Origin of the sequence: Pseudomonas sp. 5P_5.1_Bac1 (assembly GCF_025466015.1) — a bacterium.
Taxonomy (GTDB): domain Bacteria; phylum Pseudomonadota; class Gammaproteobacteria; order Pseudomonadales; family Pseudomonadaceae; genus Aquipseudomonas.
Genome location: NZ_JANLNX010000110.1, coordinates 134,035 through 160,858 on the forward strand (window position 1 = coordinate 134,035; position 26,824 = coordinate 160,858).

Consider the following 26,824-nt stretch of genomic DNA (forward strand, 5'->3'; position numbering starts at 1 on the left):
GCCATTGGCCAAAACTTCGGTCACGCCGGGACATAACGCATTCGTTCGCGGGTGCCTTCTATTGCGCTGCCGCAAACGAAAACGCCCGGCCGGAGCCAGGCGTTAGTTCTCGGGGCAGTCTTATTTATCGTCAGATTCGCCCGAAACATTAGCTTTTTCAGTGCCCTGAACTTCTTCCCTCATGCGCGCCAGGCCCAGGTGACGGACGTCGGTACCGCGCACCAGGTAAATCACCAGCTCAGAGATGTTGCGCGCGTGGTCGCCGATACGCTCCAGCGAACGCAGGGCCCAGATCACGCTCAGCACCCGCGAGATGGAACGCGGGTCTTCCATCATGTAGGTGACCAGTTCGCGCAGCGCGGTCTTGTATTCGCGGTCGATGGTCTTGTCGTATTGAGCAACCGACAGCGCCAGTTCGGCGTCGAAACGGGCGAAGGCGTCCAGTGCATCGCGGACCATGTTGCGCACCTGGTCGCCGATATGGCGAACCTCGACGTAACCGCGCGGCGATTCGCCTTCCTCACAGAGCTGGATGGCGCGGCGAGCGATCTTGGTCGACTCGTCACCGATGCGCTCCAGGTCGATCACCGACTTGGAAATGCTGATGATCAGGCGCAGGTCCGACGCGGCCGGCTGGCGACGGGCAAGAATGCGCACGCATTCCTCGTCGATGTTGCGTTCCATCTGGTTGATTTGCTCGTCAACCTCGCGCACCTGCTGGGCCAGGCCGGAGTCGGCCTCGATCAGCGCGGTGACCGCGTCGTTGACCTGCTTCTCGACCAGGCCGCCCATGGCCAGAAGGTGGCTGCGCACCTCTTCGAGCTCGGCGTTGAACTGCTGGGAGATGTGATGGGTGAGGCTGTCTTTGTCGATCATGCTTTCGCTCCGCGAATAAGCTGCCAGCTTCAAGCCGCAAGCTTCAAGTCGTTCGTGTAATCCCTGAGTTCACCTTGTTGCCGCTCGTGGCTCGCAGCGTGAAGCTGTCGCGCCCCGCGCGACTAGCCGTAGCGACCGGTGATGTAGTCTTCGGTCTGCTTCTTCGCCGGGTTGGTGAACAGGGTATCGGTATCACCGAATTCGACCAGTTTGCCCATGTACATGAACGCGGTGTAGTCCGAAACCCGGGCCGCCTGCTGCATGTTGTGGGTCACGATGACGATGGTGTACTTGGACTTCAGCTCATAGATCAGCTCTTCGACCTTCAGGGTGGAGATCGGGTCCAGTGCCGAGCAAGGCTCGTCGAGCAGCAGGACTTCCGGTTCCACGGCGATGGTACGGGCGATCACCAGACGCTGCTGCTGACCACCGGACAGGCCGAGGGCCGAGTCGTGCAGGCGGTCTTTCACTTCTTCCCACAGCGCCGCGCCTTTGAGTGCCCATTCGACGGCTTCGTCGAGCACGCGCTTCTTGTTGATGCCCTGGATGCGCAAGCCGTAGACCACGTTTTCATAGATGGTCTTGGGGAACGGGTTCGGCTTCTGGAACACCATGCCGACGCGACGGCGCAGCTCGGCGACGTCTTCGCCCTTGCGGTAGATGTTGTTACCGTAGAGGTTGATCGCGCCCTCGACGCGGCAGCCGTCGACCAGATCGTTCATCCGGTTGAAGGTCCGCAGCAGGGTGGATTTACCGCAGCCGGACGGGCCAATGAAGGCGGTCACGCGCTGTTTGGGGATGTTCATGCTGACGTCGAACAGGGCTTGTTTCTCGCCGTAGAACAGGCTCAGGCCGGGCACTTCGATGGCCACGGTTTCTTCCGCCAGACGCAGGCTCTGTTTGTCGCGACCCAAGGCCGACATATCGATGCCGTGGGTGTGGGGTTCATGCTGCATGGTCAGACTCCATACGCTATCAATTTCGTTTCATCGAACCGCCCGGCACACGGCGCGGGCGGCACTTGCAAAAAGACGGTGACGATCAGTGATCCAGCGCTTTGTACTTCTCGCGCAGGTGGTTACGGATCCAGACCGCCGACAGGTTCAGCGTGGCAATGACCAGCACCAGCAGCAGCGCGGTGGCGTACACCAGCGGACGCGCGGCCTCGACGTTCGGGCTCTGGAAGCCGACGTCATAGATGTGGAAGCCCAGGTGCATGATCTTCTGGTCCAGGTGCAGGTACGGGTAGTTGCCGTCCACCGGCAGCGACGGCGCCAGTTTCACCACACCCACCAGCATCAGCGGCGCCACTTCACCGGCGGCACGGGCCACCGCGAGGATCATGCCGGTCATCATCGCCGGGCTGGCCATCGGCAGGACGATCTTCCACAGCGTCTCGGCCTTGGTTGCGCCGAGGGCCAGAGAGCCTTCACGCACGGTCCGCGGGATCCGCGCCAGACCTTCTTCGGTGGCAACGATCACCACCGGTACCGCCAGCAGTGCCAGGGTCAGCGAAGCCCAGAGCAGGCCCGGCGTACCGAGGGTTGGCGCCGGCAGCGATTCGGGGAAGAACAGCCGGTCAAGCGAGCCACCCAACACGTAGACGAAGAAGCCCAGGCCGAACACGCCGTAGACGATCGCCGGAACACCGGCCAGGTTGTTCACCGCGATGCGGATCAGCCGGGTGATGGGTCCCTGACGAGCGTATTCACGCAGGTAGACCGCTGCCAGCACGCCGAATGGCGTCACGATCACGGCCATGATCAGAGTCATCATCACCGTACCGAAAATGGCCGGGAAGATACCGCCTTCAGTGTTGGCTTCACGCGGGTCGTCGCTGAGGAATTCCCAGACCTTGGCGAAGTACACGCCCAGCTTGGTGAACAGGCCCATGCCGTTCGGCTGGTAGGCGTGCACCACCTTGCTCAGGTTGATCTCGACTTCACGGCCGTTGCCGTCACGCGCTACCAGGCTGTCGCGAGCGAAATCCTGGTGCAGGGTGCCCAGACGCTCTTCGATGGCCTTGTAACGGTTGTTCAGCTCGGCACGCTCGGACTCGATGTCGGCCTGGGCGGCGGCGTCCAGCTTGCCTTCCAGCTCCAGCTTGCGGCCGTGAAGGCGCAGGCGCTCAAGACCGTGGTTGATGGCACCGATGTCTTTCTTCTCAAGACTTTGCAGGTCGCGGGCCAGCTTCTCCGAGCGGGCCAGACGGTTCTGCAGTTCGGTCCAGGCAGCCTGGCCTTCGCCGACCACCTTGCCGTTTTCCTTGACGCTGACCAGGTAGCCGTAGAAGTTGCCCCACTCGCGGCGTTCCAGGGCGATCATCTCGGCGGGACGCTGTTCGTCGGTCAGCCATTCACCCACAACCCAGGTGAAGTCGCTGCCGTTGAGGTCACGGTTACCGACCTTGATCAGTTCGCGGGTCATGAATTCCGGGCCGACGTCAGGTACCGGCAAGCCGGCACCTTTCAGACGGGCACGTGGTACTTCTTCCTTTTGCACCACTTCGCCCACTACCACGTGCGCGGGCTGGCCCGGCACGGTGTAGTTGGCCTGGACCAGGTCGGCGGGCCAGAAATGGCCCAGACCACGTACAGCGATGACCGAGAGCAGACCGATGGTCATGATGACCGCGATGGCCACCGAGCCACCGCTTATCCAGACACCGGGGGCGCCGCTCTTGAACCAGCTTTTGAGGGAATCCTTTTTCACGGATCTCTACCTTCCTATCAAAGCGACGAGTATTTCTTGCGCAGACGCTGGCGAATCAGCTCGGCCAAGGTGTTCATCACGAACGTGAACATCAGCAGCACCAGCGCGGCAAGGAACAGGACGCGGTAGTGGCTGCCGCCGACTTCCGATTCGGGCATTTCCACGGCGACGTTGGCTGCCAGGGTGCGCATACCTTCGAACAGGTTCAGCTCCATGACCGGGGTGTTGCCGGTGGCCATCAGCACGATCATGGTTTCGCCTACCGCACGACCCATACCGATCATCAGTGCCGAGAAGATACCCGGGCTGGCGGTCAGGATGACTACGCGGGTCAGGGTCTGCCACGGCGTGGCGCCCAGAGCCAGCGAACCCAGGGTCAGGCTGCGCGGCACGCTGAACACGGCGTCCTCGGCGATCGAGTAGATGTTCGGGATAACCGCGAAGCCCATGGCGATACCCACTACCAGGGCGTTGCGCTGGTCGTAGGTGATGCCCAGGTCGTTGGTGATCCACAGGCGCATGTCACCGCCGAAGAACCAGGTCTCCAGGAACGGGCTCATGTACAGGGCGAACCAGCCGGTGAAGAGGATTACCGGGATCAGGATGGCGGCTTCCCAACCGTCCGGTACTCGCAGGCGGATCGACTCGGGCAGGCGGCTCCAGGAGAAGCCGGCGACCAGGATACCCAGCGGCAGCAGCATCAGCAGACTGAACACGCCCGGCAAGTGACCTTCAAGGTACGGCGCGAGGAACAGACCCGCGAAGAAGCCGAGAATCACCGTCGGCATCGCCTCCATCAACTCGATCACCGGCTTGACCTTGCGGCGCATGCCCGGTGCCATGAAGTAGGCGGTGTAGATCGCTGCGGCGATGGCCAGCGGTGCAGCCAGGATCATCGCGTAGAACGCGGCCTTGAGCGTACCGAAGGTCAGCGGCGAGAGGCTCAGCTTGGGTTCGAAGTCGGTGTTCGAGGCGGTCGACTGCCAGACATACTTCGGCTCGTCGTAGTTCTCGTACCAGACCTTGCTCCACAGCGCGCTCCAGGAAACTTCCGGGTGCGGGTTCTTCAAGGTCAGCGGCAGCAGCTTGCCACCTTCTTCGATGATCACGCGGTTGGCCCGCGGCGACAGTGCCAGCACGCCAGCGCCTTCAGCGGCCGGCTCGACCAGCAGGGTGCGGTGCGCAGTGCTGTGGAACACACCCAGCTTGCCGTTGGCGTCCAGGGCGATGAAGCCCTTGCGGCGCTCTTCGGCGTCGATCTGCACGATCGGCGCGTTGTCCATCTTGAAGTCGCGGATGCGTTTGAAACGCTGCTCGCCGTCTGGATCGCGCGCCATGAACCACTGGCTCAGACCGCCTTTGGAGTCTCCGAGAATCAGCGAGATACCACCGACCAACTGGGTGCTGGCGGTGATTTCGGCATTACCGTCTTCAAGCAGCTTGTAGCGACCGTTGAGGCTCTTCTCACGCAGGCTGAACACGTCGGCCTGAGCGCGACCATTAATGACGTAGAGCCACTGCTGGCGTGGATCGATGAAGATCGCCTTCACCGGCTCGGTCATCTGCGGCAGCTCGATACGGCTCTGCTCGCTGGTGACTTCGCCCGTCATCATGTTTTCTGTACGGCTGAGCGACAGCACCTGCAGGTGAGCGCCTGCGGAACCGGCCAGCAACAGCGTGTCGCCGTTGTGGTTCAGGCTCACGTGTTCAACGGCACGGCCCTGGTCGTCCAGCGCGACAGGCTCCTGGCCATACGGGAAGTCGACGGCAGGGGTGATGGTTTTCTTGTTGTCCGGGTAGGTGATCTTGTAGCTGTGGCTGAAGACCATCACCTGACCATTGGACAGGCCCAGCACGATCAGCGGGCTGCCCGGCTGGTCGGAACCGATCGAGGTCACCTGGACGCCTGCCGGCAGTGGCAGGTCGACGCGTTTGAGCTCGGCACCGGTCTTGGTGTCGAAGAACAGCGCCTGGCCCTTGTCGGAGACACGCATCCCCACCAGGTTCTGCTCTTCCAGGGCGATCATCAGCGGTTTGCCGGCGTCCTGTTGCAGCCAGGTCGGCTCCAGCGCTTTCTTGCTGGTCAGCGTCGCACCCTGGAACAGCGGCACGACCACGTAGGCCAGATAGAAGAAAATCAGGGTGATTGCCGCCAGCACGGCAAGCCCGCCCACCAGGACATACCAGCGGGTGAGGCGATCCTTGAAGGCGCGCAGGCGACGTTTGCGTTGCAACTCGGGCGTATTGAAATCAATCCGCACGGGGGGAGAATTTTGGGTCATGGTGGAGTTGGCCAGATCATTCATGCGCACACCCTAGCGGTCCCGTATGACAAAAACATTACAGTGCAGTGACGCAAAAAAGCCCGCCGCGCAGAGGTCCTGGCAGCGGACTGACAATTTGCGGCAGGGTTCGGCATCCTCCGAACCCTGCCTGAGTCACACTCAGTTCTTCGCGACGCCCGCGGTCTGGCTCAGACCGAGGTCAGCCAAGGCTTTCTCAGCCACTTTGGCTGGCAGCGGGATGTAGCCGTCTTTCACCACGACCTGCTGGCCTGCCTGGGACAGAACCAGTTTCACGAACTCGGCTTCCAGCGGGGCCAGAGGCTTGTTCGGGGCCTTGTTGACGTAGACGTAGAGGAAACGCGACAGCGGGTAGGTGCCGTTCAGGGCGTTGGCTTCGTTGTCTTCAACGAACTCGCCGCCTTCTTTCTTGGCCAGGGCTACGGTCTTGACGCTAGCGGTCTTGTAACCGATGCCCGAGTAACCGATGCCGTTCAGCGAGGAGCTGATCGACTGAACCACCGAAGCGGAGCCTGGTTGTTCGTTCACGTTTGGCTTGAAGTCGCCTTTGCACAGGGCTTCTTCCTTGAAGTAGCCGTAGGTGCCGGATACCGAGTTACGGCCGAACAGTTGAACCGGCTTGTTGGCCAGGTCACCGGTCACGCCCAGGTCGCCCCAGGTTTTGACGTCGGCTTTGCCGCCGCACAGACGGGTCGACGAGAAGATCGCGTCAACCTGAGCCATGGTCAGGCCTTTGATCGGGTTGTCCTTGTGGACGAAGACAGCCAGGGCGTCAACGGCGACCGGGATAGCGGTTGGCTTGTAGCCGTACTTCTGCTCGAAAGCCTGCAGCTCGACGTCCTTCATCTTGCGGCTCATCGGGCCCAGGTTAGCGGTGCCTTCGGTCAGCGCGGGTGGCGCGGTGGAGGAGCCGGCGGCCTGAATCTGAATGTTTACGTTCGGATATTCCTTCTTGTACGCCTCGGCCCACAGCGTCATCAGGTTGGCGAGGGTATCGGAACCAACGCTGGAGAGGTTGCCCGACACACCGGTGGTCTTGGTGTAGGTCGGAATAGCTGGGTCAACAGCGGCAACCGCATTGGCGGTGGCAACGCCAGCGGCGACAAAGGTCAGGGCCGCCATCAAACGCTTCAGTTTCATGCCTTGCTCCTAGCAGGAATTCGGGGGTGAGATGGATCGGGCCCAAGTATCTGCAGGCCGTGTGACTACTCTATGAATCGATTGTGACAATTAGATGAAAGGCCATCACCCCAATCGGGTGATGGCCTTTTCAGAATGTTGCGAAGGGCGAGCTAGAGGGGGTTCAGCGCTTGGTTGCCAACAAATAAAGCCCGACCAGCAGACCAATGGTGCAGATCCCGGCGACATACAACGCCGGGGCCATGGGGCTGAACTTGAGCAGCGCGGTGACGGCCATCGGGGTCAGGCCGCCGAAGATAGCGTAGGCGACGTTGTAGGAAAACGACAGGCCGCTGAAGCGCACCACCGGCGGGAAGGCGCGGACCATTACGAACGGCACCGCACCGACGATGCCTACGCACAGGCCGGTCAGGGCGTACATCGGGAACAGCAGGTCTTTGTGGTCGGCGAGGGTGTGGTAGAAGGTCCACGAGGTGATCAACAAGGCCAGGCTCCCCGCGACGAAGATGCGGCCCGCGCCGAAACGGTCGACCAGCTTGCCGGCGCCGATGCAGCCGAGGGTCAGGAAGACGATCGCCAGGCTGTTGGCCTGCAAGGCCACGGTCGGGGTGAAGCCGTAGACCGTCTGCAGAATGGTTGGGGTCATAAGAATCACGACGATGATGCCGGCCGACAGCAGCCAGGTCAGCAGCATCGACAGCACGATGGCTCCGCGGTGGTCACGCAGCACCGCGCGCAGCGGCACTTCCTCGGCCAGCGCCTTGCGCTGCTGAAGTTCGGCGAACACCGGGGTTTCGTGCAGCCAACGGCGCAGGTACACCGAGAACAGGCCGAACACACCGCCGAGCAGGAACGGTATCCGCCAGGCGTAATCGGCCACTTCCGTCGGGGTGTAGACGGTGTTGATGAGCGTGGCGACCAGCGAGCCAAGCAGGATGCCCGCCGTCAGGCCGGCCGTCAGGGTGCCGCAGGCGAAACCGGTATTGCGCGCCGGCACATGCTCGGAGACGAACACCCAGGCGCCGGGGACTTCACCACCAATCGCCGCGCCCTGAATCACCCGCATCAGCAACAGCAGAATGGGCGCCGCCATGCCGATCTGCGCGTAGGTTGGCAGCAGGCCCATGATCAGGGTCGGCACCGCCATCAGGAAGATGCTCAGGGTGAACATCTTCTTGCGCCCGAGCAGGTCGCCGAAGTGAGCCATGACGATGCCGCCCAGCGGCCGCGCCAGATAGCCCGCAGCGAAGATGCCGAAGGTCTGCATCAGGCGCAGCCATTCGGGCATGTCCGGTGGGAAGAACAACTTGCCGACCACCGTGGCGAAGAACACGAAGATGATGAAGTCGTAGAATTCCAGCGCACCGCCCAGGGCGGAAAGCGACAGGGTCTTGTAGTCACTGCGGGTCAGCGGCCGGGCGGGCTGCTCGATACTGGAGGGCACGGAGGTCATTGAGGCTTCTCTTATTGGCGGTTCAGACCTGATAGCACGGTTGTAACAGGCCTGAAATGAACTCAGCACGATAACAAATTGTCCGAAAGCGACACAGATCTACATATTCCCCACAGATAATGGTGACCGCATGGTCGTCGGTGCTTGCGAGGCTCTATATACTGGCCCCTCGTAGAAACAGGTTGCGCCCAAGGTGGGATATTGTGCGAAAACGCTGCCAAGTATGCTTGGTCGGTTTCGCAGAGTTTCCCTTCGCCGCCCTTCGAAGCGTAAGCAGCGTGGTATGAGTCTGCTGAATCGTTTTTCGCGGCATCCGATACTGCGTCAACCAACGAAGCGACACGGGTCAGAGGCACCCCCGGCATGATTGAACTCGAACAAGAAGATCCCATCCCGCAAGGCGACCTGGCCTTGCAGATCACCGCACTCCCGCGGGAAACCAACGGTTTCGGCGATATTTTCGGCGGCTGGCTGGTAGCCCAGATGGACCTCGCCGGCACGGCCATGGCCAGCCGCGTCGCCGGCGGTCGCGTCGCTACCGTCGCCATCGACCGCATGGCATTCCTGGTGCCTGTCGCCGTCGGTGCGCAATTGTCCTTCTATACCCAGACCCTGGAAATCGGCCGCAGCTCGATCCAGATGATGGTCGAAGTGTGGAGCGATGATCCGCTGTCCAGCGAATGGCGCAAGGTCACCGAGGCCGTCTTCGTGTTCGTCGCCATCGACGGCAGCGGCCGCACCCGTTCGGTCCCACCTCGTCGCTGACCCGGGTGCGCGGTAAACTCGTCGATCTGTGAAAGGTCAAAGACCTTACGGCACTTCAACGAGATCAGCGCATGTCCACACCCAAGGTCGAATCGGAACAACACGGCGAACTCAACTGCTGGCGCATCACCAGCGACAGCGCCGAGCTGCTGGTGGCCCAGCAGGGCGCGCAGGTGCTGAGTTATCAGCGTCTGGGCGAACCGCCTCTGCTCTGGCTCAGCGATCAGGCCCTGTTCACGCGCGGCAAGTCGGTGCGCGCTGGCGTGCCGGTGTGCTGGCCGTGGTTCGGCAACCTGCAGCGCAATCCCGAAGCGGTCCGCAACCAGTTCAATGGCAGCGATGCGCCGGCCCATGGCCTGGCACGCGGGCGCGACTGGCAATTGCTTGGCATCGACAGCAGCGGCGACAGCGTGCAACTGGCGTTCACGCTGCCGGAAAGCCAGGGCGACCTGCCCGGCTGGCCCCACCAGGTCGAACTCACCCTGTCCATCGTGATGGATGAGCAACTGACCCTGAACCTTACCAGCACCAACCTAGGCAACGACCACGTCACCCTGAGCCAGGCGCTGCACAGCTACTTCGCCGTCAGCGATGTGCGTTCGGTCCGGGTGGAAGGCGTGAATGGTCTGAGCTACATCGAGACCCTGGCCGACTGGGAGCAACGCAACCAGCCAGCGGACCTGACCTTCAGCGGCGAGACAGACCGCATCTACCTCAACACCCCTTCCCTTCTGAGCATCGTCGATCCGGCGTGGAACCGGCGCATCCGCCTGAGCTGCTCCGGTTCGCGCTCGGCGGTGATCTGGAACCCGTGGACCGAGCGCGCCGCGCAGCTCGCGGACATGGCCGACGACGGTTGGCAGCGCATGCTCTGCATCGAGACCGCGAACATCTGGGACGATCTGGTGGAACTGGCACCCGGCGCCAGCCATACCCTGGGTCTGAGCATCGCCAGCGAAACCCTCTGACAACCCGCGGACCTGTGTCTTACAGGTCCGCGTCCTCCACCACGCGTACCTTTCCGGCGTCCATGGCGTAGGCGGCGTCGGCCAGGTCATTGTTGACCTTCTCGACTTTCAAGGTGCCGCTGACCCACAGCGGGGTGTAGATATCGTCCAGCTTCACGCCCTTGGGATAGCGCACCAGCACCAATTGGTTCGGCGGCGGCGGCGGGACGTGGATGCAAGCACCCGGATAGGGGACGAGGAAGAACAGCGTGCTGTTGCCCTTGGCATCGGATTCCAGCGGCACCGGGTAACCGCCAATACGGATCGACTTGCCGTTCATCGCTGCGACGGTTTTGGTCGAGTACATCACCGCGGGCAAGCCTTTGCTCTGCTTCAAGCCACCCTTGTCGGTGAAGGTGCCTTGGGCTTCAGGTGAGTCGTGGTCGATTTCTGGCATCTCTTCCAGCGCTTTCTGATCCGACTTGGGCATCAGTTCCAGCCAGTCGGTTTCAGGCAGTTCGGCCCGGGCGAGAGTGCTGCACAGCAGCAGCGGAATGAGGAATAACGCACGCATGAAAAATGCTCGGCAACCGTCGGAGAAGTTGCCGAGCATTCTATCCCGCCATCAGCTTTTTTTGATGAATCCGTAGATCACCAGAAGGATGATCGCGCCCACCAACGCCCCCAGGAACCCGGCCGCCTGGCCTGCCTGGTAAATCCCCAGCGCCTGGCCACCGTAGGTCGCGGCCAACGAGCCGGCGATACCGAGGAGGATGGTCATGATCCAGCCCATGCTGTCGTCGCCGGGCTTGAGAAAGCGCGCCAGCAAGCCAACGATGAGGCCGATGAAGATGGTTCCGATGATTCCCATGGCATTCCCTCTGATGTGAGTGCACTGCCAAAGCCTAGTCAGCGCTTTGGCGTCCTGCCATCAGAGGGGTGCCGAACGGAGAGGTTCAGTTCAACCCGCGATCAGCGCTTCGACCTGCTGGATCTTCTGCTCCAGGGTGGCCATGTCGGCGCAGCGCAGGGTGGCGTGGCCGACCTTGCGTCCGACCTTGAACGCCTTGCCGTAGTGGTGCAGGTGGCAGTCGTCGATGGCAACCACTTTATCCACAGACGGCACTTCGCCGATGAAGTTGAGCATGGCGCTTTCGCCGACCTTGCGGGTCGGGCCCAGCGGCAGGCCGGCAACGGCACGCAAGTGGTTCTCGAACTGGCTGCACTCGGCGCCTTCGATGGTCCAGTGCCCGGAGTTGTGGACCCGCGGCGCGATTTCGTTGGCTTTCAGGCCGCCATCGACTTCAAAGAATTCGAAGGCCAGAACGCCGACGTAATCGAGCTGCTCAAGCACGCGGCTCGCATAGTCTTCGGCCAGGGACTGCAGCGGGTGATCGCTGCTGGCCACCGACAGGCGCAGGATGCCGCTCTCGTGGGTGTTGTGGACCAGCGGGTAGAAGCGGGTTTCGCCATCCCGTGCACGCACGGCGACCAGCGAAACTTCACCGGTGAACGGTACGAAACCTTCCAACAGGCACGGCACGCTGCCCAGCTCGGCGAAGGTGCCGATTACGTCGGCCGGCGTGCGCAGCACTTTCTGGCCCTTGCCGTCGTAACCCAGGGTGCGGGTTTTCAATACGGCTGGCAGACCGATGCTGGCCACGGCGTTTTCCAGGTCGGCTTGCGACTGGATATCGGCGAAGGCCGGGGTCGGGATGCCCAGGTCCTTGAACATGCTCTTCTCGAACCAGCGGTCGCGAGCGATGCGCAGGGCTTCGGCGCTCGGGTAGACCGGCACGAATTGCGACAGGAACGCCACGGTCTCGGCCGGAACGCTTTCGAATTCGAAGGTCACCAGATCGACTTCATCGGCCAGTTGGCGCAGATGATCCTGGTCGCCATAGTCGGCACGCAGGTGCTCGCCCAATGGCGCGGCGCAGGCGTCTGGCGCCGGGTCGAGGAAGGCGAAGTTCATGCCCAGCGGGGTGCCCGCCAGAGCCAGCATGCGGCCGAGCTGGCCGCCACCGATTACACCGATTTTCATGCGTGTGACCTCAGGCCTGGCGTGGATCTGGGTTGTCCAGAACGCTGTCTGTCTGTTCTGCGCGGAACTGCTTGAGCACGGCGTGGAACTGCGGGTGCTTGGCCCCCAGAATGCTCGCCGAGAGCAGTGCTGCGTTGATCGCGCCAGCCTTGCCGATTGCCAGGGTCGCCACCGGAATGCCGGCGGGCATCTGAACGATCGACAGCAGCGAATCGACACCCGACAGCATCGACGACTGCACCGGAACGCCCAGCACGGGCAGGTGAGTCTTGGCGGCGCACATGCCTGGCAAGTGGGCAGCGCCACCCGCTCCGGCGATGATCACCTCGATGCCACGGCCTTCGGCCTCTTCAGCGTACTGGAACAGCAGGTCCGGAGTGCGGTGGGCGGAAACCACCTTCACTTCGTAGGGAATGCCGAGTTTTTCCAGCATATCGGCGGTGTGGCTAAGGGTGGACCAATCGGACTTGGAGCCCATGATCACGCCAACCAGTGCACTCATCGTCGAGCCTCTCCTGTAAGCGTCTTCCGACGCACCAAAAGCAACGAGCCACGCGGGAAGACCGGCGTGGCTCGTCATACGGATTCTGAATCGACCGACTGGTCGAAGGCGCGGGATTATAGCGCAATGAGGAGCAAAGCGCCCAGCCCTGTCGCGATGTCCGGCCATTGCCCCGCTGCTGGGCTTCCAGATGCTCTGGCCCCGGAGGCTGGCGGTACGGTGGGTCACCGCACATCAACGTCACGGATGACCTCATGCACAACTCGCTGTTTCCCGCCCTGCCACTGGCAATCACCCTGACGCTCAACGCGCCGCTCGCCAGTGCCGAAGCCACCCCAACGCTGACGATCTGGGTCTTTCCCCACGATGAGCTGTCTGAACTTTCAGACGAACAGCTACAAAAAGACTACTTCGAGGCCTGGATGGACGAGATACGCCTGATCGCTCGCCTCCCGGTCGCCCTGCGCTTCACGCGGCGTATTCCCGGCCTGACCGACATCACGTACCAAGGGCTGGACGCCTCCGCCACGCTGTCGGAATGGGCCGACGCTGCCTCGGTCTGGCGGCGCCAACAGCCCAGCCCAGAAGACGTCACCGACAACAAGTACCTGCTGCTGACCCGCAATGAACTGGAACGCCATGGCAACGACAGCATTTTTGGCATGGCCTACCAGACGGGCCATTCCGCGATTGCCTCGCTGGGTACCTACGCCACGGTGGGGCATGAACTGGGCCATACGCTGAGCGCCACCCACGAGCAGTCCTATATCAGCTTCAATGGCTGGTTCTGCGAAACCTATATGTTCCCCAACCGATTTGGCCTTCGCTCGAACTGTTATCGCTACTCCGATGAAAACCGGGAGAACATCGCCAATTACCTGAAACGGCTGCGTTGATGACGGTTCAAGGCTGTTCTTGCGTGCCGGACTCGAGCTTGCGCCAGAGCAGTCGCACATTGGCCTTGCGCACCAGCGCGCAGCGATAAAGACGTATCTCCAGTGGCACATGCCACTGGGGCCCGCCGCAGATCACCAACTCGCCACGCTCCAGCTCGGCCCGCGCCGACAGGCTCGGCACCCAGGCGATGCCCAGCCCTTCCAGCGCCATGCCCTTGAGGCTGTCGGCCATCGCGGTTTCATAGATGGTGGTAAAGCGCAGGTTGCGCTGACGCAACAGCAGGTTCACCGAGCGGCCGAGAAACGCCCCGGCGCTGTACGCCAGCAGCGGCACGCTGGCCTCGCCTTCGAGATCGAACAGCGGCTTGCCGTCTGGCCCCGCCGCACACACCGGCAGCATCTCGGTGTTGCCCAGGTGCAGCGAAGGGAAAATTTCCGCATCCATCTGCAAGGCCGCGTCGGGGTCGTAGAACGCCAGCATCAGGTCACAACCGCCCTCGCGCAGGGCATGGACAGCATCGCCGACGTTGGTGGCCACCAGGCGGGTCGCAATGTTCAGCCCGTCATTGCGCAACTGGGCGATCCAGCGCGGGAAAAATCCGAGCGCCAGGGAATGCGCCGCGGACACCTGGATCACCTCGCCCTGCCCGCCTTCAAGGTGGTGCAAATGGCGGAGAACTTCGCTCAACTGGTCGACAACAGTGCGCGCAGTGACGAGAAACAACTGCCCGGCGGCGGTCAGCTCGATGGGCGTGCGCGAGCGGTTGACCAACGTCAGACCCAGCGCCGCCTCCAGGCTGCGAATACGGCGGCTGAACGCCGGCTGCGTGACAAAGCGGCGCTCAGCGGCCTGGGAAAAACTGCGGGTGGCGGCCAGGGCACTGAAGTCTTCCAGCCACTTGCTTTCAACGTTCATCAAAACTCTCCAAACCGCGCACCAAAATGGCACACGCTCGAACCAGGAAGAACGTCACATCAGACGTTATGCCGTTTGTGCATAGGTTAGCGTGCAACAGCATTGGCCGCAAAACAGCTTCCGCTCCTACGATTAGCGCCATTCCGGCATGTGCCGGGTTAATTCGAGATGATATCCATCATGTCCGCTGCTGCATCGTTCCGCGTCGAGAAAGACCTGCTTGGTACCCTGGAAGTCCCTGCTGATGCCTACTACGGCATCCAGACCCTGCGCGCTGCCAACAACTTCCACCTCTCCGGTGTTCCGCTGTCGCACTATCCGAAGCTGGTCGTGGGCCTGGCCATGGTCAAGCAAGCCGCAGCCGACGCCAACCGTGAGCTGGGTCATCTGAGCGATGCCAAACATGCCGCCATCAGCGAGGCCTGCGCCCGCCTGATCCGTGGCGACTACCACGAGCAGTTCATCGTGGACATGATTCAAGGCGGTGCTGGTACTTCCACCAACATGAACGCCAACGAAGTCATCGCCAACATCGCGCTGGAGGCCATGGGCCACCAGAAAGGCGAGTACAAATACCTGCACCCGAACAACGACGTGAACATGGCGCAGTCGACCAACGACGCCTACCCGACCGCGATCCGCCTGGGTCTGCTGCTGGGCCACGACGCGCTGCTGGCCAGCCTCGACAGCCTGATCCAGGCGTTCGCTGCCAAGGGTCAAGAATTCAGCCACGTACTGAAGATGGGTCGTACCCAACTGCAGGACGCCGTACCGATGACCCTGGGTCAGGAATTCCGTGCCTTCGCCACCACCCTGACCGAAGACCTGAACCGCCTGCGCACCCTGGCACCAGAAGTGCTGACCGAAGTGAACCTGGGCGGTACCGCCATCGGTACCGGCATCAACGCCGACCCGGGCTACCAGGCCCTGGCCGTTCAGCGCCTGGCAACCATCAGCGGCCAGCCGCTGGTACCGGCCGCCGACCTGATCGAAGCCACTTCGGACATGGGCGCCTTCGTCCTGTTCTCCGGCATGCTCAAGCGTACCGCAGTCAAGCTGTCGAAGATCTGCAACGACCTGCGCCTGCTGTCCAGCGGCCCACGCACCGGCATCAACGAGATCAACCTGCCGGCTCGCCAGCCAGGCAGCTCGATCATGCCAGGCAAGGTCAACCCGGTTATCCCGGAAGCCGTCAACCAAGTCGCCTTCGCCATCATGGGCAACGACCTGGCCCTGACCATCGCTGCCGAAGGCGGTCAACTGCAACTGAACGTGATGGAACCGCTGATCGCCTACAAGATCTTCGACTCGATCCGCCTGCTGCAGCGCGCCATGGACATGCTGCGTGAGCACTGCATCGTCGGCATCACCGCCAACGAACAGCGCTGCCGTGAACTGGTCGAACACTCGATCGGCCTGGTCACCGCCCTGAACCCTTACATCGGCTACGAAAACGCCACCCGTATCGCCCGCATCGCCCTGGAAAGTGGCCGTGGCGTGCTGGAACTGGTGCGCGAGGAAGGCCTGCTGGACGAAGCGATGCTCAACGACATCCTGCGTCCGGAAAATATGATTGCTCCGCGTCTGGTTCCGCTGAAGGCGTAACCCGCGCAACAAACCGTCTCACCAGGTCGAGGGACTAGACACCTCTCACCTTTTGAGGGCCCAGGGCTAAACCCCGGGCCCTTTTTTTTATTCTGGCGAAAGCCCCCTCCCTTCAATCCGCCTGACAGCTCTCCACCGGATGTCGTACTGTTCCCCGCCACGAACAAGACCGACCATGGAGAATGGCGCATGACTTCGGCGTCCGCACGACCCGCCCACAGCATCATGGTGCTGTATACCGGTGGCACCATCGGCATGCAGGCCGGTGCCCACGGCCTGACCCCCGCCTCCGGCTTCGAGCAGCGCATGCGCGCGCAACTGAGCGGATCGGGTCGCCTCGCACCCTGGCGTTTCCGCGAAATGACGCCGCTGATCGACAGCGCCAACATGACCCCGCAGTACTGGCTGCGCCTGCGCACGGCGATCATCGAAGCGATCGATTCTGGCTCCGATGCGGTGCTGGTCCTGCATGGCACCGATACCCTGGCCTACAGCGCCGCGGCGATGAGCTTTCAACTGCTCGGGCTGGACGCACCGGTACTGTTCACCGGCTCCATGCTGCCGGCGGGCGTAGACGACAGCGATGCCTGGGAAAACCTCACCGGCGCACTGCAAGCCCTGACCGACGGCCAGGCACCCGGCGTACAGCTCTATTTTCACGGCGAGCTGCTGGCGCCCAGCCGTACCGCCAAGGTCCGCAGTTTTGGCCGGCATCCCTTCGTCACCCTCAAACGCAACAGCACCGCGACCTCATCGCCCGCCGTGCCCGCCGCCCTGGATTACCGCCAGCCGAAACAGGTGGCGAATGTTGCCGTCCTGCCGCTGGTGCCGGGCTTTTCCGCGCACGTGCTGAGGGCGGTGATCAACACCGGTGCCCGCGGCGTGATCCTCGAATGTTTCGGCAGCGGCACTGGCCCGGGCGACAACCCGGACTTTCTCGCCGCCCTCGGCGAGGCCCACGCCAGTGGCGTGGTGGTGGTTGCGGTCAGCCAGTGCCATGAAGGCGGCGTCGAACTGGATATCTACGAGGCCGGCAGCAAATTGCGCCAGGCTGGCGTGCTGTCGGGCGGCGGCATGACCCGCGAAGCGGCGTTCGGCAAGTTGCAGTTGCTGCTCGGCGCCGGGCTGGCGGTGGACGAAGTGCGCCGTCTGGTGGAAGTGGATCTGGCCGGTGAGCTGCGCTAAAGGCACACAATTTGCTCGCTCACCGATCAGCCCAATAGCCGGACACCCCGCATGCTGCACTCCCACCTGACCACCCTGAACGCGGTTTCCCTGGTGCTCCAGGCCTTCCAGAGCCAGGGCCTGGACGACGATTCGTTGCTCAAGGGCAGCGGCATCAGCCCGGCGGACCTGGGGCGCGCCGACCCGCGCATCACCACCCGCCAGGAGATGCTGGTGTGCGCCAACGCGGTGGCCCGGCGCCGGGAAATCGGCCTGGAACTGGGCCGACGGATGCACATTTCGTCCTACGGCATGCTCGGCTATGCCCTGCTCTCCAGTGCCACCTTAGGTGACGCGTTACGTCTGGCGCTGCGTTATCCCGCGCTTCTGGGAACACTTTTCCAGTTGCGCCTGATCGAGGACGGCGAGCGCATCTGGTTCAGCGCCAGCGGCTACCGCGAAGAACCGCAACTGGCCGCCTTCAACGCCGAGTTCTGCCTGACCTCGCTGAAAATCATCTGCGATGACCTGCTGGGCCAGCCGCTGCCTCTGCTCGGTGCGCGCTTCGCCCACCCGACGCCCGATTACCATCCGCTCTACAGCAACCCCTTCACCTGCCCACTACGCTTCGAGGCCGACGACAACGCGTTCGCCTTCGACCGCCGCTGGCTGGAACATCCCCTGCCGCTGGCCGACCAGGTGACCCACCGGGCCATGAGCGAACGTTGCCGCCAGTTGAATCTGGAATTCACCGGTCGCCAAGCCTGGCTCGGGCGCATCCGTGAACTGCTGGCCCGGCAACTGGACGCCGCCCCCGGCCTGGAAGGACTGGCGCGGCAGATGAACTGCTCATCGCGAACCTTGCGCCGGCACTTGAGTGAAATGGGCAGCAGCTATCAACAATTGCTGGACGAACTACGCTTCGAGCGGGCCAAGCAATTGCTCGGCGAGGGGAACATACCGATCTACCGGATCGCCGAGGAACTGGGCTTCAGCGAGACCGCCAGCTTCCGCCACGCGTTCATGCGCTGGAGCGGCGTGGCCCCGAGCCATTTCAAGACCTGAGCTCATAGCGTCGAGGCGTGCACCATCCAGGGGCCAAATCCGGACACTCGTCGTGGCCATATCGATCCCCTTTTGGCCGTTTGCGCCGTTCTGCTTCACCGGGCTGCCATCAACAATGGACCGATACGCCAGTGACCGGAGAACAACAACATGCTGACGATTTATTCCGATGACCACCGCCTGCACCACGGCCGCTGCGAGCTGATCGACGGGCAACTGATGCCCTGCTTCGAAATGCCGTCGCGGGCCGACCACGTACTGGAGCGGGTCAAGACCCGTAACCTCGGGCCCATCAGCGGCCCGCGCGATTTTGGCCGTGAACCGTTGCTGCGGGTGCACGACGCCGGCTATCTGAACTTCTTCGAAGGGGCCTGGGCCCGCTGGGCCGAGCTGAACCGCGACGGCGACCTGCTGCCATTCACCTGGCCGGCGCGCACCTTGCGCCGGGTCAAACCGACCAGCCTGCTGGGCGAACTGGGCTACTACAGCTTCGACGCCGGCGCGCCGATCACCGCCGGCACCTGGCAAGCAGCCTACAGCGCCGCGCAAGTGGCGCTCACCGCCCAGGCCGCGGTGCAGGCCGGCGCCCACAGTGCCTTCGCTCTTTGCCGTCCGCCAGGACACCACGCCGCCAGCGACGTCATGGGCGGCTATTGCTACCTGAACAACGCGGCCATCGCCGCCCAGGCGTTCCTCGACCAAGGCCACGGCAAAGTGGCGATCCTTGATGTCGACTACCACCACGGCAACGGCACCCAGGAAATCTTCTACGACCGCAGCGACGTGTTCTTCGCCTCGATCCACGGCGACCCGCAGGCCGAATTCCCGTTCTTCCTCGGTTATGCCGACGAACACGGCGACGGCGACGGCCTGGGCTACAACATCAACTACCCTCTGCCCGCCGGCAGCGACTGGGCCACCTGGAACAACGCGCTCGAGCAGGCCTGCCAACGCATCGACGCCTACGCGCCGGACGTGCTGGTGATTTCCCTCGGCGTGGACACCTTCAAGGACGACCCGATCTCCCAGTTCAAGCTCGACAGCCCTGATTACCTGCAAATGGGCGAGCGCATCGCCCGTCTTGGCAAGCCGACCCTGTTCGTCATGGAAGGCGGCTATGCGGTGGAAGAAATCGGCATCAACGCCGTGAACGTTCTCGAAGGTTTCGAACGCGCCCAACAGGAAGCCCAAGCATGACTCGATTAAAACGACTGCTCGCCCCCCTGCTCTGTACCACCTTGCTCGCCGGCAGCCTCCAGGCTGTCGCCGAACAACGCACCTTGCGGGTCTACAACTGGTTCGACTACATCACCCCGCAAACCCTGACGGACTTCCAAAAGGACGCCCAGGTCAAGCTGATCTACGACATCTTCGACACCAACGAGGCGCTGGAAGCCAAGTTGCTGACCGGCAACTCCGGCTATGACGTAGTGGTGCCCTCCAACGTGTTCCTGGCCAAGCAGATCGAAGCGGGCGTGTTCCAGCCGCTGGACCGCAGCAAACTGCCGAACTGGCAGCACCTGGACCCGGCGCTGATGAAGCTGATCGAGGCCAATGACCCGGGCAACAAATTCGCCGTGCCCTACATGTACGGCACCGTGCTGATCGGCTTCAACCCGGCCAAGGTCAAGGCGGCACTGGGCGAAAATGCACCGGTGGACAGTTGGGACCTGATCTTCAAGGAGGAGAACCTCTCCAAACTCAAGCAGTGCGGCGTGGCCCTGCTCGATTCGCCGTCGGAAATCATGCCGCTGGCCCTGCAATACCTGGGCTTGCCGCCTAACAGCAGCAAACCGGCGGACTACAAGAAAGCCGAAGAATTGATGATGAAGATTCGTCCATCCATCACCTATTTCCACTCGTCCAAATACATGGCCGACATCGCCAACGGCGACATCTGCGTGGCGGTGGGCTACTCCGGCAGCTTCTCCCAGGCCGCCAACCGCGCCATCGAAGCGAAAAACGGCGTAGTGGTGGACATGCGCCTGCCGAAGGAAGGCGCGCCAATCTGGTTCGACATGCTGGCCATCCCCAAAGGCGCAGCCAACCCGGAAGATGCCCACACCTTCATCAACTACCTCCTGCAACCGAAGGTGATCGCGCCGATCAGCGACTTTGTCGGCTATCCGAATCCGAACAAGGACGCCACCGAGCTGGTCGCCCCGGCGATCCGCAACAACCCGAACCTGTACCCGACGGCGGAGGCGATGACCAAGCTCTATACCTTGCAGCCGCTGGGCCGTGACGCGGAGCGGGCACGGACGCGGGCCTGGACCAAGATCAAAGCGGGGACCTGAGTGTAATTATCCCGAGCAAGCTCGCCCCCTGTAGGAGCGAGCTTGCTCGCGATGCGCCCCAAAAAACGCTCACCCCTTCCAGACCTTCCTCAACGCCCCCAACGCCTGCGCAATCCCCGCCTCCCCCACCGCCGCAAACCCCAACACCAGCCCGGCGCTCTTATCCACAGACGCGGGCGTCTCCGGTAGCCAGTAGTCACTCAGCGGATTGATCTCCACACCCGCCTCAAGCGCCCGTTCCACCAGCCACTGCTCCCGCTCGAAGTTATCCACATCCACTTTGACGTGCAGCCCCGCAACCATTTCCGGCAACCCACCCACACCCGGAATATCCACAGGCCAACCGGCCTGCAAGGCATTACGCCGGCTCAGCGCCGCCCGCCGCATGCGCCGGATGTGCCGCTGGAAATGCCCTTGGGCCATGAACTGCGCCATCACCGTCTGCGTGCCGACCTCCGAATGCCGCACCATCAACGCCCGACACCGGGAAAACGGCTCCACCAATTGCCGCGGCAGCACCAGATAGCCCAGACGCAGGGCCGGAAAAGCCACCTTGCTGAAGGTGCCGACGTACAACACCCGCCCGCTACGATCGAGCGCCGCCAGCGGTGCCAATGGCGCGCCGCTGTAGCGGTATTCGCCGTCGTAGTCGTCCTCGACAATCCAGCGCTCGTTGCGCTCGGCCCAGGCCAGCAGTTCCAGGCGCCGGGCCAGGCTCATCACCACGCCCGTGGGGTATTGGTGTGAAGGCGTGACGTAGGCCAAGCGGCAATCACTCAAGGCGGCCAATGCGTTGCAGTCGAGCCCTTCGTTATCCACAGCCACGCCGTGCATCGTCGCGCCGGTCAGGGCGAAGGCACAGGCGGCGGCGCGATAGCCCGGGTTTTCCACAGCGACCCCCGCCCCAGGCTCCAACAGCAACTGTGCACAAAGGCTGATGGCCTGCTGTGCGCCGGTGGTGATCACAATTTGTTCAGGCGTGCAGGAAAGTCCCCTCGATCGACGCAAATAAGCGGCTATCAGTTCGCGAAGCATCGGTTCACCTGCCGGATCACCGTAACCGAGACCGGCCGCATCGGGATTTCGCCAGAAACCCGCCTGCAACTTGGCCCAGACCTCGAACGGGAACAGGTCGAACGCTGGCACACCGACCCGGAAAGCCCGCGGCGGACCACTGCGCGGCGTGGGCAAATGATGATTTTCCAAGCGAAAAAGGGCATCAGTGTGGATAACTTTACTGGACGAATCACCAGTATTTTCCGGCGAAATTGTGGATAAGGCTGTTGATAAACCCCGGGATAACCTTGTGGATACTTTTGTGGACAACTTTGGCAGGTGGCTGACATAGGTGCCGTCGCCCACCCGACTTTCGATGAAACCCTCGGCATACAGTTGGTCGTAGGCGCGCACCACGCTGTTTCGCGACAAACCAAGAATCGCTGCCATGTCGCGGCTGGCCGGTAGCCGGGCACCGCTACCAAGACGTCCATCGAGCACACGCGCGCGCAATGCCTGATAAAGCTGCCGGCTGAGGCCCTGCCGGCGGTCAAGGACGATCCCGGTAGGATCGAACGGCAAGGAAACAGAAGGCTCTACCATGTTATTGGACCCAGGAAATTAGCTTTAAATGGCTCTTACACTAGACCAATAGCCTGCCTAGGATGAGTCCATTCGCCAAGGAAACTTTGCCATGTTCTCACCCAGCGCTTTCAAAGATGACGACTTGCAACGCCAGCTCCAGCACATTGAGAACACCCGCCTGGCGGTACTGATCACCCTGGGCGAGCAGGGCCTGCAAGCCAGCCATGTGCCGCTGCTGCTGAATCCCGATGAAGGTCCCAATGGCACGCTGTACGGGCACCTGGCCCGGGGCAACCGGCAATGGCAGGAACTGGAGCGCGGGGCCGAGGTGCTGGTGGTGTTTCCCGGCGCCGACGCCTATGTCAGCCCGGGCTTCTACCCGAGCAAGGCCGAGGACCCGCGGACCGTCCCGACCTGGAACTACACAGCGGTGCACGCCTGGGGCACGCCCCGCGTCTACCATGAAGCCGAACCGCTGCTGGATATCGTCCGGCGCCTGAGCGACCGCCATGAGCAGGGCCGCGAGCGTCCCTGGTCGGTGGACGACGCCCCGGCCGATTACCTGCAAGGCATGCTCAAGGCCATCGTCGGTTTCGCGGTGCCCATCGCGCGCCTGCAGAGCAACCGCAAGCTTAGCCAGAACCGTTCGACCCTCGACCACGACGGCGTGCGCGACGGCCTGGCCGCCAGCCCCGACCCACTGGACAACCAACTCGCTGCGCTGATGCAGCAACCTTGAAGGAACGCGCCACATGTCTACCGTTCAGATCCGTCCGGTTACCGCCGCCGATCACGCTGCCTGGCTGCCACTGTGGCAGGCCTACCTGCATTTCTATGAAACCCGCCTGCCCGACGACGTCAGCCAAGTGACCTGGCAGCGCCTGCTCGACCCGGCCGAAACCACCAACTCGGCACTGGCCTGGGTCGATGGCAAGGCGGTGGGCATGGTCAACTGGATCTACCACCGCTCCAACTGGTCTGTGGAAAACTCCTGCTACCTGCAGGACCTCTACGTTGACGGCAGCCAGCGCGGCAAGGGCGTCGGCCGCGAGTTGATCGAGCACGTCTACGATGTCGCCCGCGAAGCCGGTTGCGCCAAGGTGCATTGGCTGACCCACGAAACCAACGCCACGGCCATTTCCCTGTACGAGCAGGTCGCCGAGCGTCCGGGCTTCATCCAGTTCCGCAAGCCGCTGTAAGACGGAGCCTTCCCATGAGTACGAATCTGAACTGGAAACCCGCCACGGAACCGCACCCGGAGCCATTGACCGGCCGCTTCATCCGCTTGGAGAAACTCGACCTGCGCCGGCACGGCGATGATCTCTGGCAAGTGCTCCAGGGGCCGGGTGCCGATGGCCTGCTGTGGGACTACCTGCCTTATGGTCCCTTCAGCGAGCGCGCGCCGTTCGACCGCTGGCTGGAAGACAACGCCAGCAGCCGCGACCCGCTGTTCTACAGCGTCGTCGATCTGGCCAGCGGCCAGGTGCAGGGCATTCTCAGCCTGATGTCCATCGTCCCGGCCCATGGCCGGATCGAGATCGGCCACATCGCTTTCGGCGCGGCGATGCAGCGCACGCCCAAGGGCACGGAAGCGGTTTATCTGCTGGGCAAGTTGTCGTTCGAGCTGGGCAACCGCCGGCTTGAATGGAAGTGCAACAACGCCAACGCCCGTTCGCGACGGGCTGCGGAGCGCTTCGGCTTCAGCTTCGAGGGGGTGTTTCGTCAGCACATGGTGGTCAAGGACCAGAACCGCGACACCGCCTGGTATTCGATCCTGGATGACGAGTGGCCGGCGATTGCCGCCGGTTTCGAGCGCTGGCTGAGCGAGGAAAACCAGCGTCCGGAGGGTCAACTCAGAACGCTGGAAGCCTGCCGCGCCACGTCGTAAGGCGTTACTTCAAACGCTGGGCCAACAGGGCGATATGCTCCGGGCCGATCCCGCAGCATCCGCCCAGCAGGCTGGCGCCGCGTTGGCGCCAATCCTGCGTCCAATGCAGGTAACCGGGCGGGTCGAGGTCTTCACGCAACTCGTCCAGGCCATCGTTGGCGGTGGCGTCCTTCGGCTGCGGCGGGAAGGCGTTGGCGTAGGCGCCGACGGCAATCTCAACGCCCAGGCGCTTGAAGGTGGCGATGGCGTCGTCGATGGCGGCGCCAATCACCTCTGGCTGGCTGCAGTTGAACAGCAGGGTCTGCACGCCCAAGGCCGCAACGGCCTCGGCGGCATCGACCACCGGCTCGCCGGAACGCAGGCGCGGCACCTCGTCGACTTCCTCATCCTGCAACGTGAACGACACCCAGAACGGCTTGCCGTCCTGCGGAAGACCGGCGCGGATCGCCTGCACTTCAGCGATGGCGCTCTGGGTTTCCGCCAGCCATAAATCAACATGGTCAGCCAGGCCTTCGACCAGCGGCGTCAGCACGTCGCCAACGCGGTCGGCCTGATACAGGTCGGGGCGATAAGAGCCGAACAACGGCGGCAGTGACCCGGCCACGCGTACCGCTTGCGGTCCGGCATCCGCCGCCGCGCGAGCTAGCTGCCCGGCGGTGCTGGCCAGGGCGCGGCCTTCGGCCTTGAAACGCTCCTCGCCGATATGAAAAGGCACCACCGCATAGCTGTTGCTGGTAATGACCTGAGCGCCCGCCTCGATATAGGCCCGATGTACCGCCACCACCGCTTCCGGCGCCTCGCTCAACGCGAGTGCCGACCACTCTGGTTGCCGGAACGGCGCACCGCGGCGCTGCAGCTCCCGGCCCATGCCGCCATCAAGAATGACCAACGCCTTTTCGCCCATATAACACCTGCTTCTAAAGATATAAATAAAACGTATTAGTGCCGCTATTGTTATAACTATCTAATACCTCACAGGCTTTGTCTTACAACTTTTTCCGGTGATTCCTATGAAACTTTCTTCTCTGCTAGGCGCGGGCCTGCTGGCCTTGACTGCTACCCACGCCTTCGCCGGTGCCACCCTGGACCGTGTGGAATCCCGCAAAGAGCTGGTCAACGTGCTGATGGAAAGCTATCCGCCGTTCTCCTTCCTCAATGAACAGAACCAGCTGGACGGCTTCGACGTCGATGTGGCCAAGGCCGTGGCTGACAAGCTGGGTGTGAAATTGCGCCTGGAAACGCCGTCCTGGGACGTGATCGCCGCAGGACGCTGGAGCGGCCGCTACGACATCTGCATCTGCTCCATGACCCCGAGCAAGGCCCGCGCCGAGGTGTTCGCCTTCCCGGTCGAGTACTACGCCTCGCCGGCGGTGATCGTGGTCAACGCCAAGGACGAGCGCATTCACTCGGCCAAGGACCTCGACGGCCTGAAGGTCGGCCTGACCAGCGCCTCCAGCTACGAGAGCTACCTGAACAAGAACCTGGTGATCGAAGGCGCCGAGGACACCAAGCTTGAGTACCCCTTCGAAGCGGTGCAGATCGCCCCGTACGACACCGATAACGTCGCCTTCCAGGACCTCGGCCTGGGTGCCGGCGTGCGCCTGGATGCCATCCTCACCAACCTGGTCACCGCCAAACCACGCCTGGATCAGGACAAACGCTTCAAACTGGCCGGCGCCGCGCTCTATGAGGAGCCGAACTCGGTGGCCATCGAAAAAGGCGACGCCGAATGGGATGCCAAGGTCCGCGATGTGTTCGCGCAACTGAAGCAGGACGGCACCCTGACGCGCATTTCGCAGAAATGGATCGGCGCTGACATCAGTAAATGAGTGCTCAACAACTGCCGCCAAAGCCCGCCGAAACCCGCGCGGGCTTGCCGCTGCCGGGCTTTCGCGCCCGGCTCTACCTGACCTGGCTGGTCCTGCTGCTGGTGTTCGTGGGCTTCTTCCTGAGTTTTGATCTGAAGTTTTCGATCATCCTTGAGAAGTTTCCCAATCTGGCCGGTTTCAAACTCGGCCCGAACGGCTTCCTGCAAGGCGCCGCGCTGACCCTGTTCCTCTGCCTGTGTTCGATGGTCTGCTCGGTGGTGCTGGGCTTCGCCGCCGCGTTGGCGCGGCTGTCGAACAGCGCGGTGTTGCTGGGCATTGCCAGCTTCTACACCTCGTTCTTCCGCGGCACACCGCTGCTGATCCAGATCATGCTGCTCTACCTGGGCCTGCCGCAGATTGGCCTGGTGCCGGGCGCGATCACTGCGGGGATCATCGCCCTGTCGCTGAACTACGGCGCCTACCTGAGCGAAATCTTCCGCGCCGGCATCCTCGGCGTCGCCCAAGGCCAACGCCAGGCGGCACTGGCGTTGGGCATGCGGCCGGCGACCATCTTCTGGCACGTCACCCTGCCCCAAGCCATGCGCACCATCATCCCGCCGGGGGCTAACCAATTCATCTCGATGCTCAAGGATTCATCGCTGATTTCGGTGATGGGCGTGTGGGAAGTGATGTTCCTGGCGCAGTCCTACGGACGCTCCAGCTACCGGTATCTGGAAATGCTCACCACCGCGGCGCTGATTTACTGGCTGCTGTCGTTTGCACTGGAACTGGTGCAGGCGCGGTTGGAGCGGCATTACGGGAAGGGGTATCAGCGGTAAAAGTGAGTGCGCCAGCGATTTGG

Annotated in this window: 26 protein-coding genes; 13 read left to right on the forward strand and 13 right to left on the reverse strand. The window is 62.7% G+C overall.

Features of this window, described 5'->3' with window-relative positions; genetic code table 11:
• Positions 1 to 120: 120 nt before the first annotated feature.
• From phoU to NTD82_RS25115, 6 genes are all read right to left on the reverse strand, one after another.
• Entirely contained in the window at positions 121 to 876 is a 756-nt protein-coding gene (phoU, locus tag NTD82_RS25090) for a phosphate signaling complex protein PhoU (RefSeq protein WP_095158927.1), read from the reverse strand.
• Positions 877 to 998: 122 nt separating this feature from the next.
• Positions 999 to 1,832, reverse strand: coding sequence for a phosphate ABC transporter ATP-binding protein PstB (gene pstB, locus NTD82_RS25095; protein ID WP_095158926.1), 834 nt, complete (start codon positions 1,830 to 1,832; stop codon positions 999 to 1,001).
• Positions 1,833 to 1,917: 85 nt separating this feature from the next.
• Entirely contained in the window at positions 1,918 to 3,588 is a 1,671-nt protein-coding gene (gene pstA, locus NTD82_RS25100) for a phosphate ABC transporter permease PstA (RefSeq protein WP_095158925.1), read from the reverse strand.
• 17 nt (positions 3,589 to 3,605) lie between these two features.
• Positions 3,606 to 5,894, reverse strand: coding sequence for an ABC transporter permease subunit (locus NTD82_RS25105; protein ID WP_095158924.1), 2,289 nt, complete (start codon positions 5,892 to 5,894; stop codon positions 3,606 to 3,608).
• Positions 5,895 to 6,032: 138 nt separating this feature from the next.
• The gene (locus NTD82_RS25110; protein ID WP_095158923.1) at positions 6,033 to 7,031 is read right to left on the reverse strand and encodes a phosphate ABC transporter substrate-binding protein PstS; all 999 of its coding nucleotides are present in this window, start codon (positions 7,029 to 7,031) and stop codon (positions 6,033 to 6,035) included.
• Positions 7,032 to 7,194: 163 nt separating this feature from the next.
• Positions 7,195 to 8,484, reverse strand: coding sequence for an MFS transporter (locus tag NTD82_RS25115; RefSeq protein WP_095158922.1), 1,290 nt, complete (start codon positions 8,482 to 8,484; stop codon positions 7,195 to 7,197).
• A 363-nt stretch (positions 8,485 to 8,847) separates the two neighbouring features.
• On the opposite strand from NTD82_RS25115, the gene NTD82_RS25120 reads away from it, so the two are divergent.
• Entirely contained in the window at positions 8,848 to 9,249 is a 402-nt protein-coding gene (locus NTD82_RS25120; protein WP_009402429.1) for an acyl-CoA thioesterase, read from the forward strand.
• Positions 9,250 to 9,320: 71 nt separating this feature from the next.
• A complete protein-coding gene (locus tag NTD82_RS25125) occupies positions 9,321 to 10,217 on the forward strand; it encodes a D-hexose-6-phosphate mutarotase (RefSeq protein ID WP_262130716.1) in 897 nt (298 codons plus the stop codon).
• Between the two features lie 19 nt (positions 10,218 to 10,236).
• Here the strand turns inward: NTD82_RS25125 and NTD82_RS25130 are convergent, their stop codons facing one another.
• The 4 genes from NTD82_RS25130 to purE all read right to left on the reverse strand — a co-directional run bounded on the left by NTD82_RS25130 (position 10,237) and on the right by purE (position 12,742).
• A complete protein-coding gene (locus NTD82_RS25130) occupies positions 10,237 to 10,770 on the reverse strand; it encodes a DUF3299 domain-containing protein (protein WP_256587854.1) in 534 nt (177 codons plus the stop codon).
• A 51-nt stretch (positions 10,771 to 10,821) separates the two neighbouring features.
• Positions 10,822 to 11,067: a GlsB/YeaQ/YmgE family stress response membrane protein gene (locus NTD82_RS25135; protein ID WP_095158919.1), complete on the reverse strand. Its 246-nt coding sequence runs from the start codon at positions 11,065 to 11,067 to the stop codon at positions 10,822 to 10,824.
• Between the two features lie 90 nt (positions 11,068 to 11,157).
• Positions 11,158 to 12,240 (reverse strand): 5-(carboxyamino)imidazole ribonucleotide synthase, encoded by a 1,083-nt coding sequence (locus NTD82_RS25140; protein ID WP_262130717.1) that lies wholly within the window; start codon positions 12,238 to 12,240, stop codon positions 11,158 to 11,160.
• Between the two features lie 10 nt (positions 12,241 to 12,250).
• Positions 12,251 to 12,742 (reverse strand): 5-(carboxyamino)imidazole ribonucleotide mutase, encoded by a 492-nt coding sequence (gene purE / locus NTD82_RS25145; RefSeq protein WP_065758113.1) that lies wholly within the window; start codon positions 12,740 to 12,742, stop codon positions 12,251 to 12,253.
• Between the two features lie 254 nt (positions 12,743 to 12,996).
• Here purE and NTD82_RS25150 point away from each other — a divergent pair, with 254 nt between their 5' ends.
• A complete protein-coding gene (locus NTD82_RS25150) occupies positions 12,997 to 13,638 on the forward strand; it encodes a hypothetical protein (RefSeq protein WP_095158917.1) in 642 nt (213 codons plus the stop codon).
• Positions 13,639 to 13,645: 7 nt separating this feature from the next.
• On the opposite strand, the gene NTD82_RS25155 is transcribed toward NTD82_RS25150, so the two are convergent.
• On the reverse strand, positions 13,646 to 14,554 hold the full coding sequence (locus NTD82_RS25155; protein ID WP_110969808.1) for a LysR substrate-binding domain-containing protein: 909 nt from the start codon (positions 14,552 to 14,554) through the stop codon (positions 13,646 to 13,648).
• A 180-nt stretch (positions 14,555 to 14,734) separates the two neighbouring features.
• Between NTD82_RS25155 and aspA the strand changes: the two genes are divergently transcribed.
• From aspA to NTD82_RS25180, 5 genes are all read left to right on the forward strand, one after another.
• Positions 14,735 to 16,159, forward strand: coding sequence for an aspartate ammonia-lyase (gene aspA / locus NTD82_RS25160; RefSeq protein WP_095158915.1), 1,425 nt, complete (start codon positions 14,735 to 14,737; stop codon positions 16,157 to 16,159).
• Between the two features lie 189 nt (positions 16,160 to 16,348).
• Complete coding sequence (locus tag NTD82_RS25165; protein WP_262130718.1) at positions 16,349 to 17,344, forward strand: asparaginase; 996 nt, start codon at positions 16,349 to 16,351, stop codon at positions 17,342 to 17,344.
• Between the two features lie 51 nt (positions 17,345 to 17,395).
• Positions 17,396 to 18,388 (forward strand): AraC family transcriptional regulator, encoded by a 993-nt coding sequence (locus tag NTD82_RS25170; RefSeq protein WP_095158913.1) that lies wholly within the window; start codon positions 17,396 to 17,398, stop codon positions 18,386 to 18,388.
• A gap of 150 nt (positions 18,389 to 18,538) precedes the next feature.
• A complete protein-coding gene (locus NTD82_RS25175) occupies positions 18,539 to 19,585 on the forward strand; it encodes a histone deacetylase family protein (RefSeq protein WP_262130719.1) in 1,047 nt (348 codons plus the stop codon).
• Complete coding sequence (locus tag NTD82_RS25180; RefSeq protein WP_262130720.1) at positions 19,582 to 20,685, forward strand: polyamine ABC transporter substrate-binding protein; 1,104 nt, start codon at positions 19,582 to 19,584, stop codon at positions 20,683 to 20,685. Before NTD82_RS25175 ends, NTD82_RS25180 begins: the two co-directional genes overlap by 4 nt.
• Before the next feature lie 69 nt (positions 20,686 to 20,754).
• On the opposite strand, the gene NTD82_RS25185 is transcribed toward NTD82_RS25180, so the two are convergent.
• Positions 20,755 to 22,284, reverse strand: a complete 1,530-nt coding sequence (locus NTD82_RS25185; protein WP_262130721.1) for a PLP-dependent aminotransferase family protein — start codon at positions 22,282 to 22,284, stop codon at positions 20,755 to 20,757.
• A gap of 91 nt (positions 22,285 to 22,375) precedes the next feature.
• On the opposite strand from NTD82_RS25185, the gene NTD82_RS25190 reads away from it, so the two are divergent.
• From NTD82_RS25190 to NTD82_RS25200, 3 genes are read left to right on the forward strand one after another with little or no spacing between them, the layout of a single operon-like run.
• Positions 22,376 to 23,005: an FMN-binding negative transcriptional regulator gene (locus NTD82_RS25190; RefSeq protein ID WP_262130722.1), complete on the forward strand. Its 630-nt coding sequence runs from the start codon at positions 22,376 to 22,378 to the stop codon at positions 23,003 to 23,005.
• 13 nt (positions 23,006 to 23,018) lie between these two features.
• Positions 23,019 to 23,465, forward strand: coding sequence for a GNAT family N-acetyltransferase (locus NTD82_RS25195; RefSeq protein ID WP_095158908.1), 447 nt, complete (start codon positions 23,019 to 23,021; stop codon positions 23,463 to 23,465).
• Between the two features lie 14 nt (positions 23,466 to 23,479).
• Entirely contained in the window at positions 23,480 to 24,154 is a 675-nt protein-coding gene (locus tag NTD82_RS25200) for a GNAT family N-acetyltransferase (RefSeq protein ID WP_262130723.1), read from the forward strand.
• Positions 24,155 to 24,158: 4 nt separating this feature from the next.
• Here NTD82_RS25200 and NTD82_RS25205 read toward each other — a convergent pair whose 3' ends face one another.
• Complete coding sequence (locus tag NTD82_RS25205; protein ID WP_262130724.1) at positions 24,159 to 25,058, reverse strand: homocysteine S-methyltransferase family protein; 900 nt, start codon at positions 25,056 to 25,058, stop codon at positions 24,159 to 24,161.
• A 106-nt stretch (positions 25,059 to 25,164) separates the two neighbouring features.
• Between NTD82_RS25205 and NTD82_RS25210 the strand changes: the two genes are divergently transcribed.
• Positions 25,165 to 25,983 (forward strand): ABC transporter substrate-binding protein, encoded by an 819-nt coding sequence (locus tag NTD82_RS25210; RefSeq protein ID WP_262130725.1) that lies wholly within the window; start codon positions 25,165 to 25,167, stop codon positions 25,981 to 25,983.
• On the forward strand, positions 25,980 to 26,801 hold the full coding sequence (locus NTD82_RS25215) for an amino acid ABC transporter permease (RefSeq protein ID WP_262130726.1): 822 nt from the start codon (positions 25,980 to 25,982) through the stop codon (positions 26,799 to 26,801). Before NTD82_RS25210 ends, NTD82_RS25215 begins: the two co-directional genes overlap by 4 nt.
• The last annotated feature ends 23 nt before the right edge of the window (positions 26,802 to 26,824 follow it).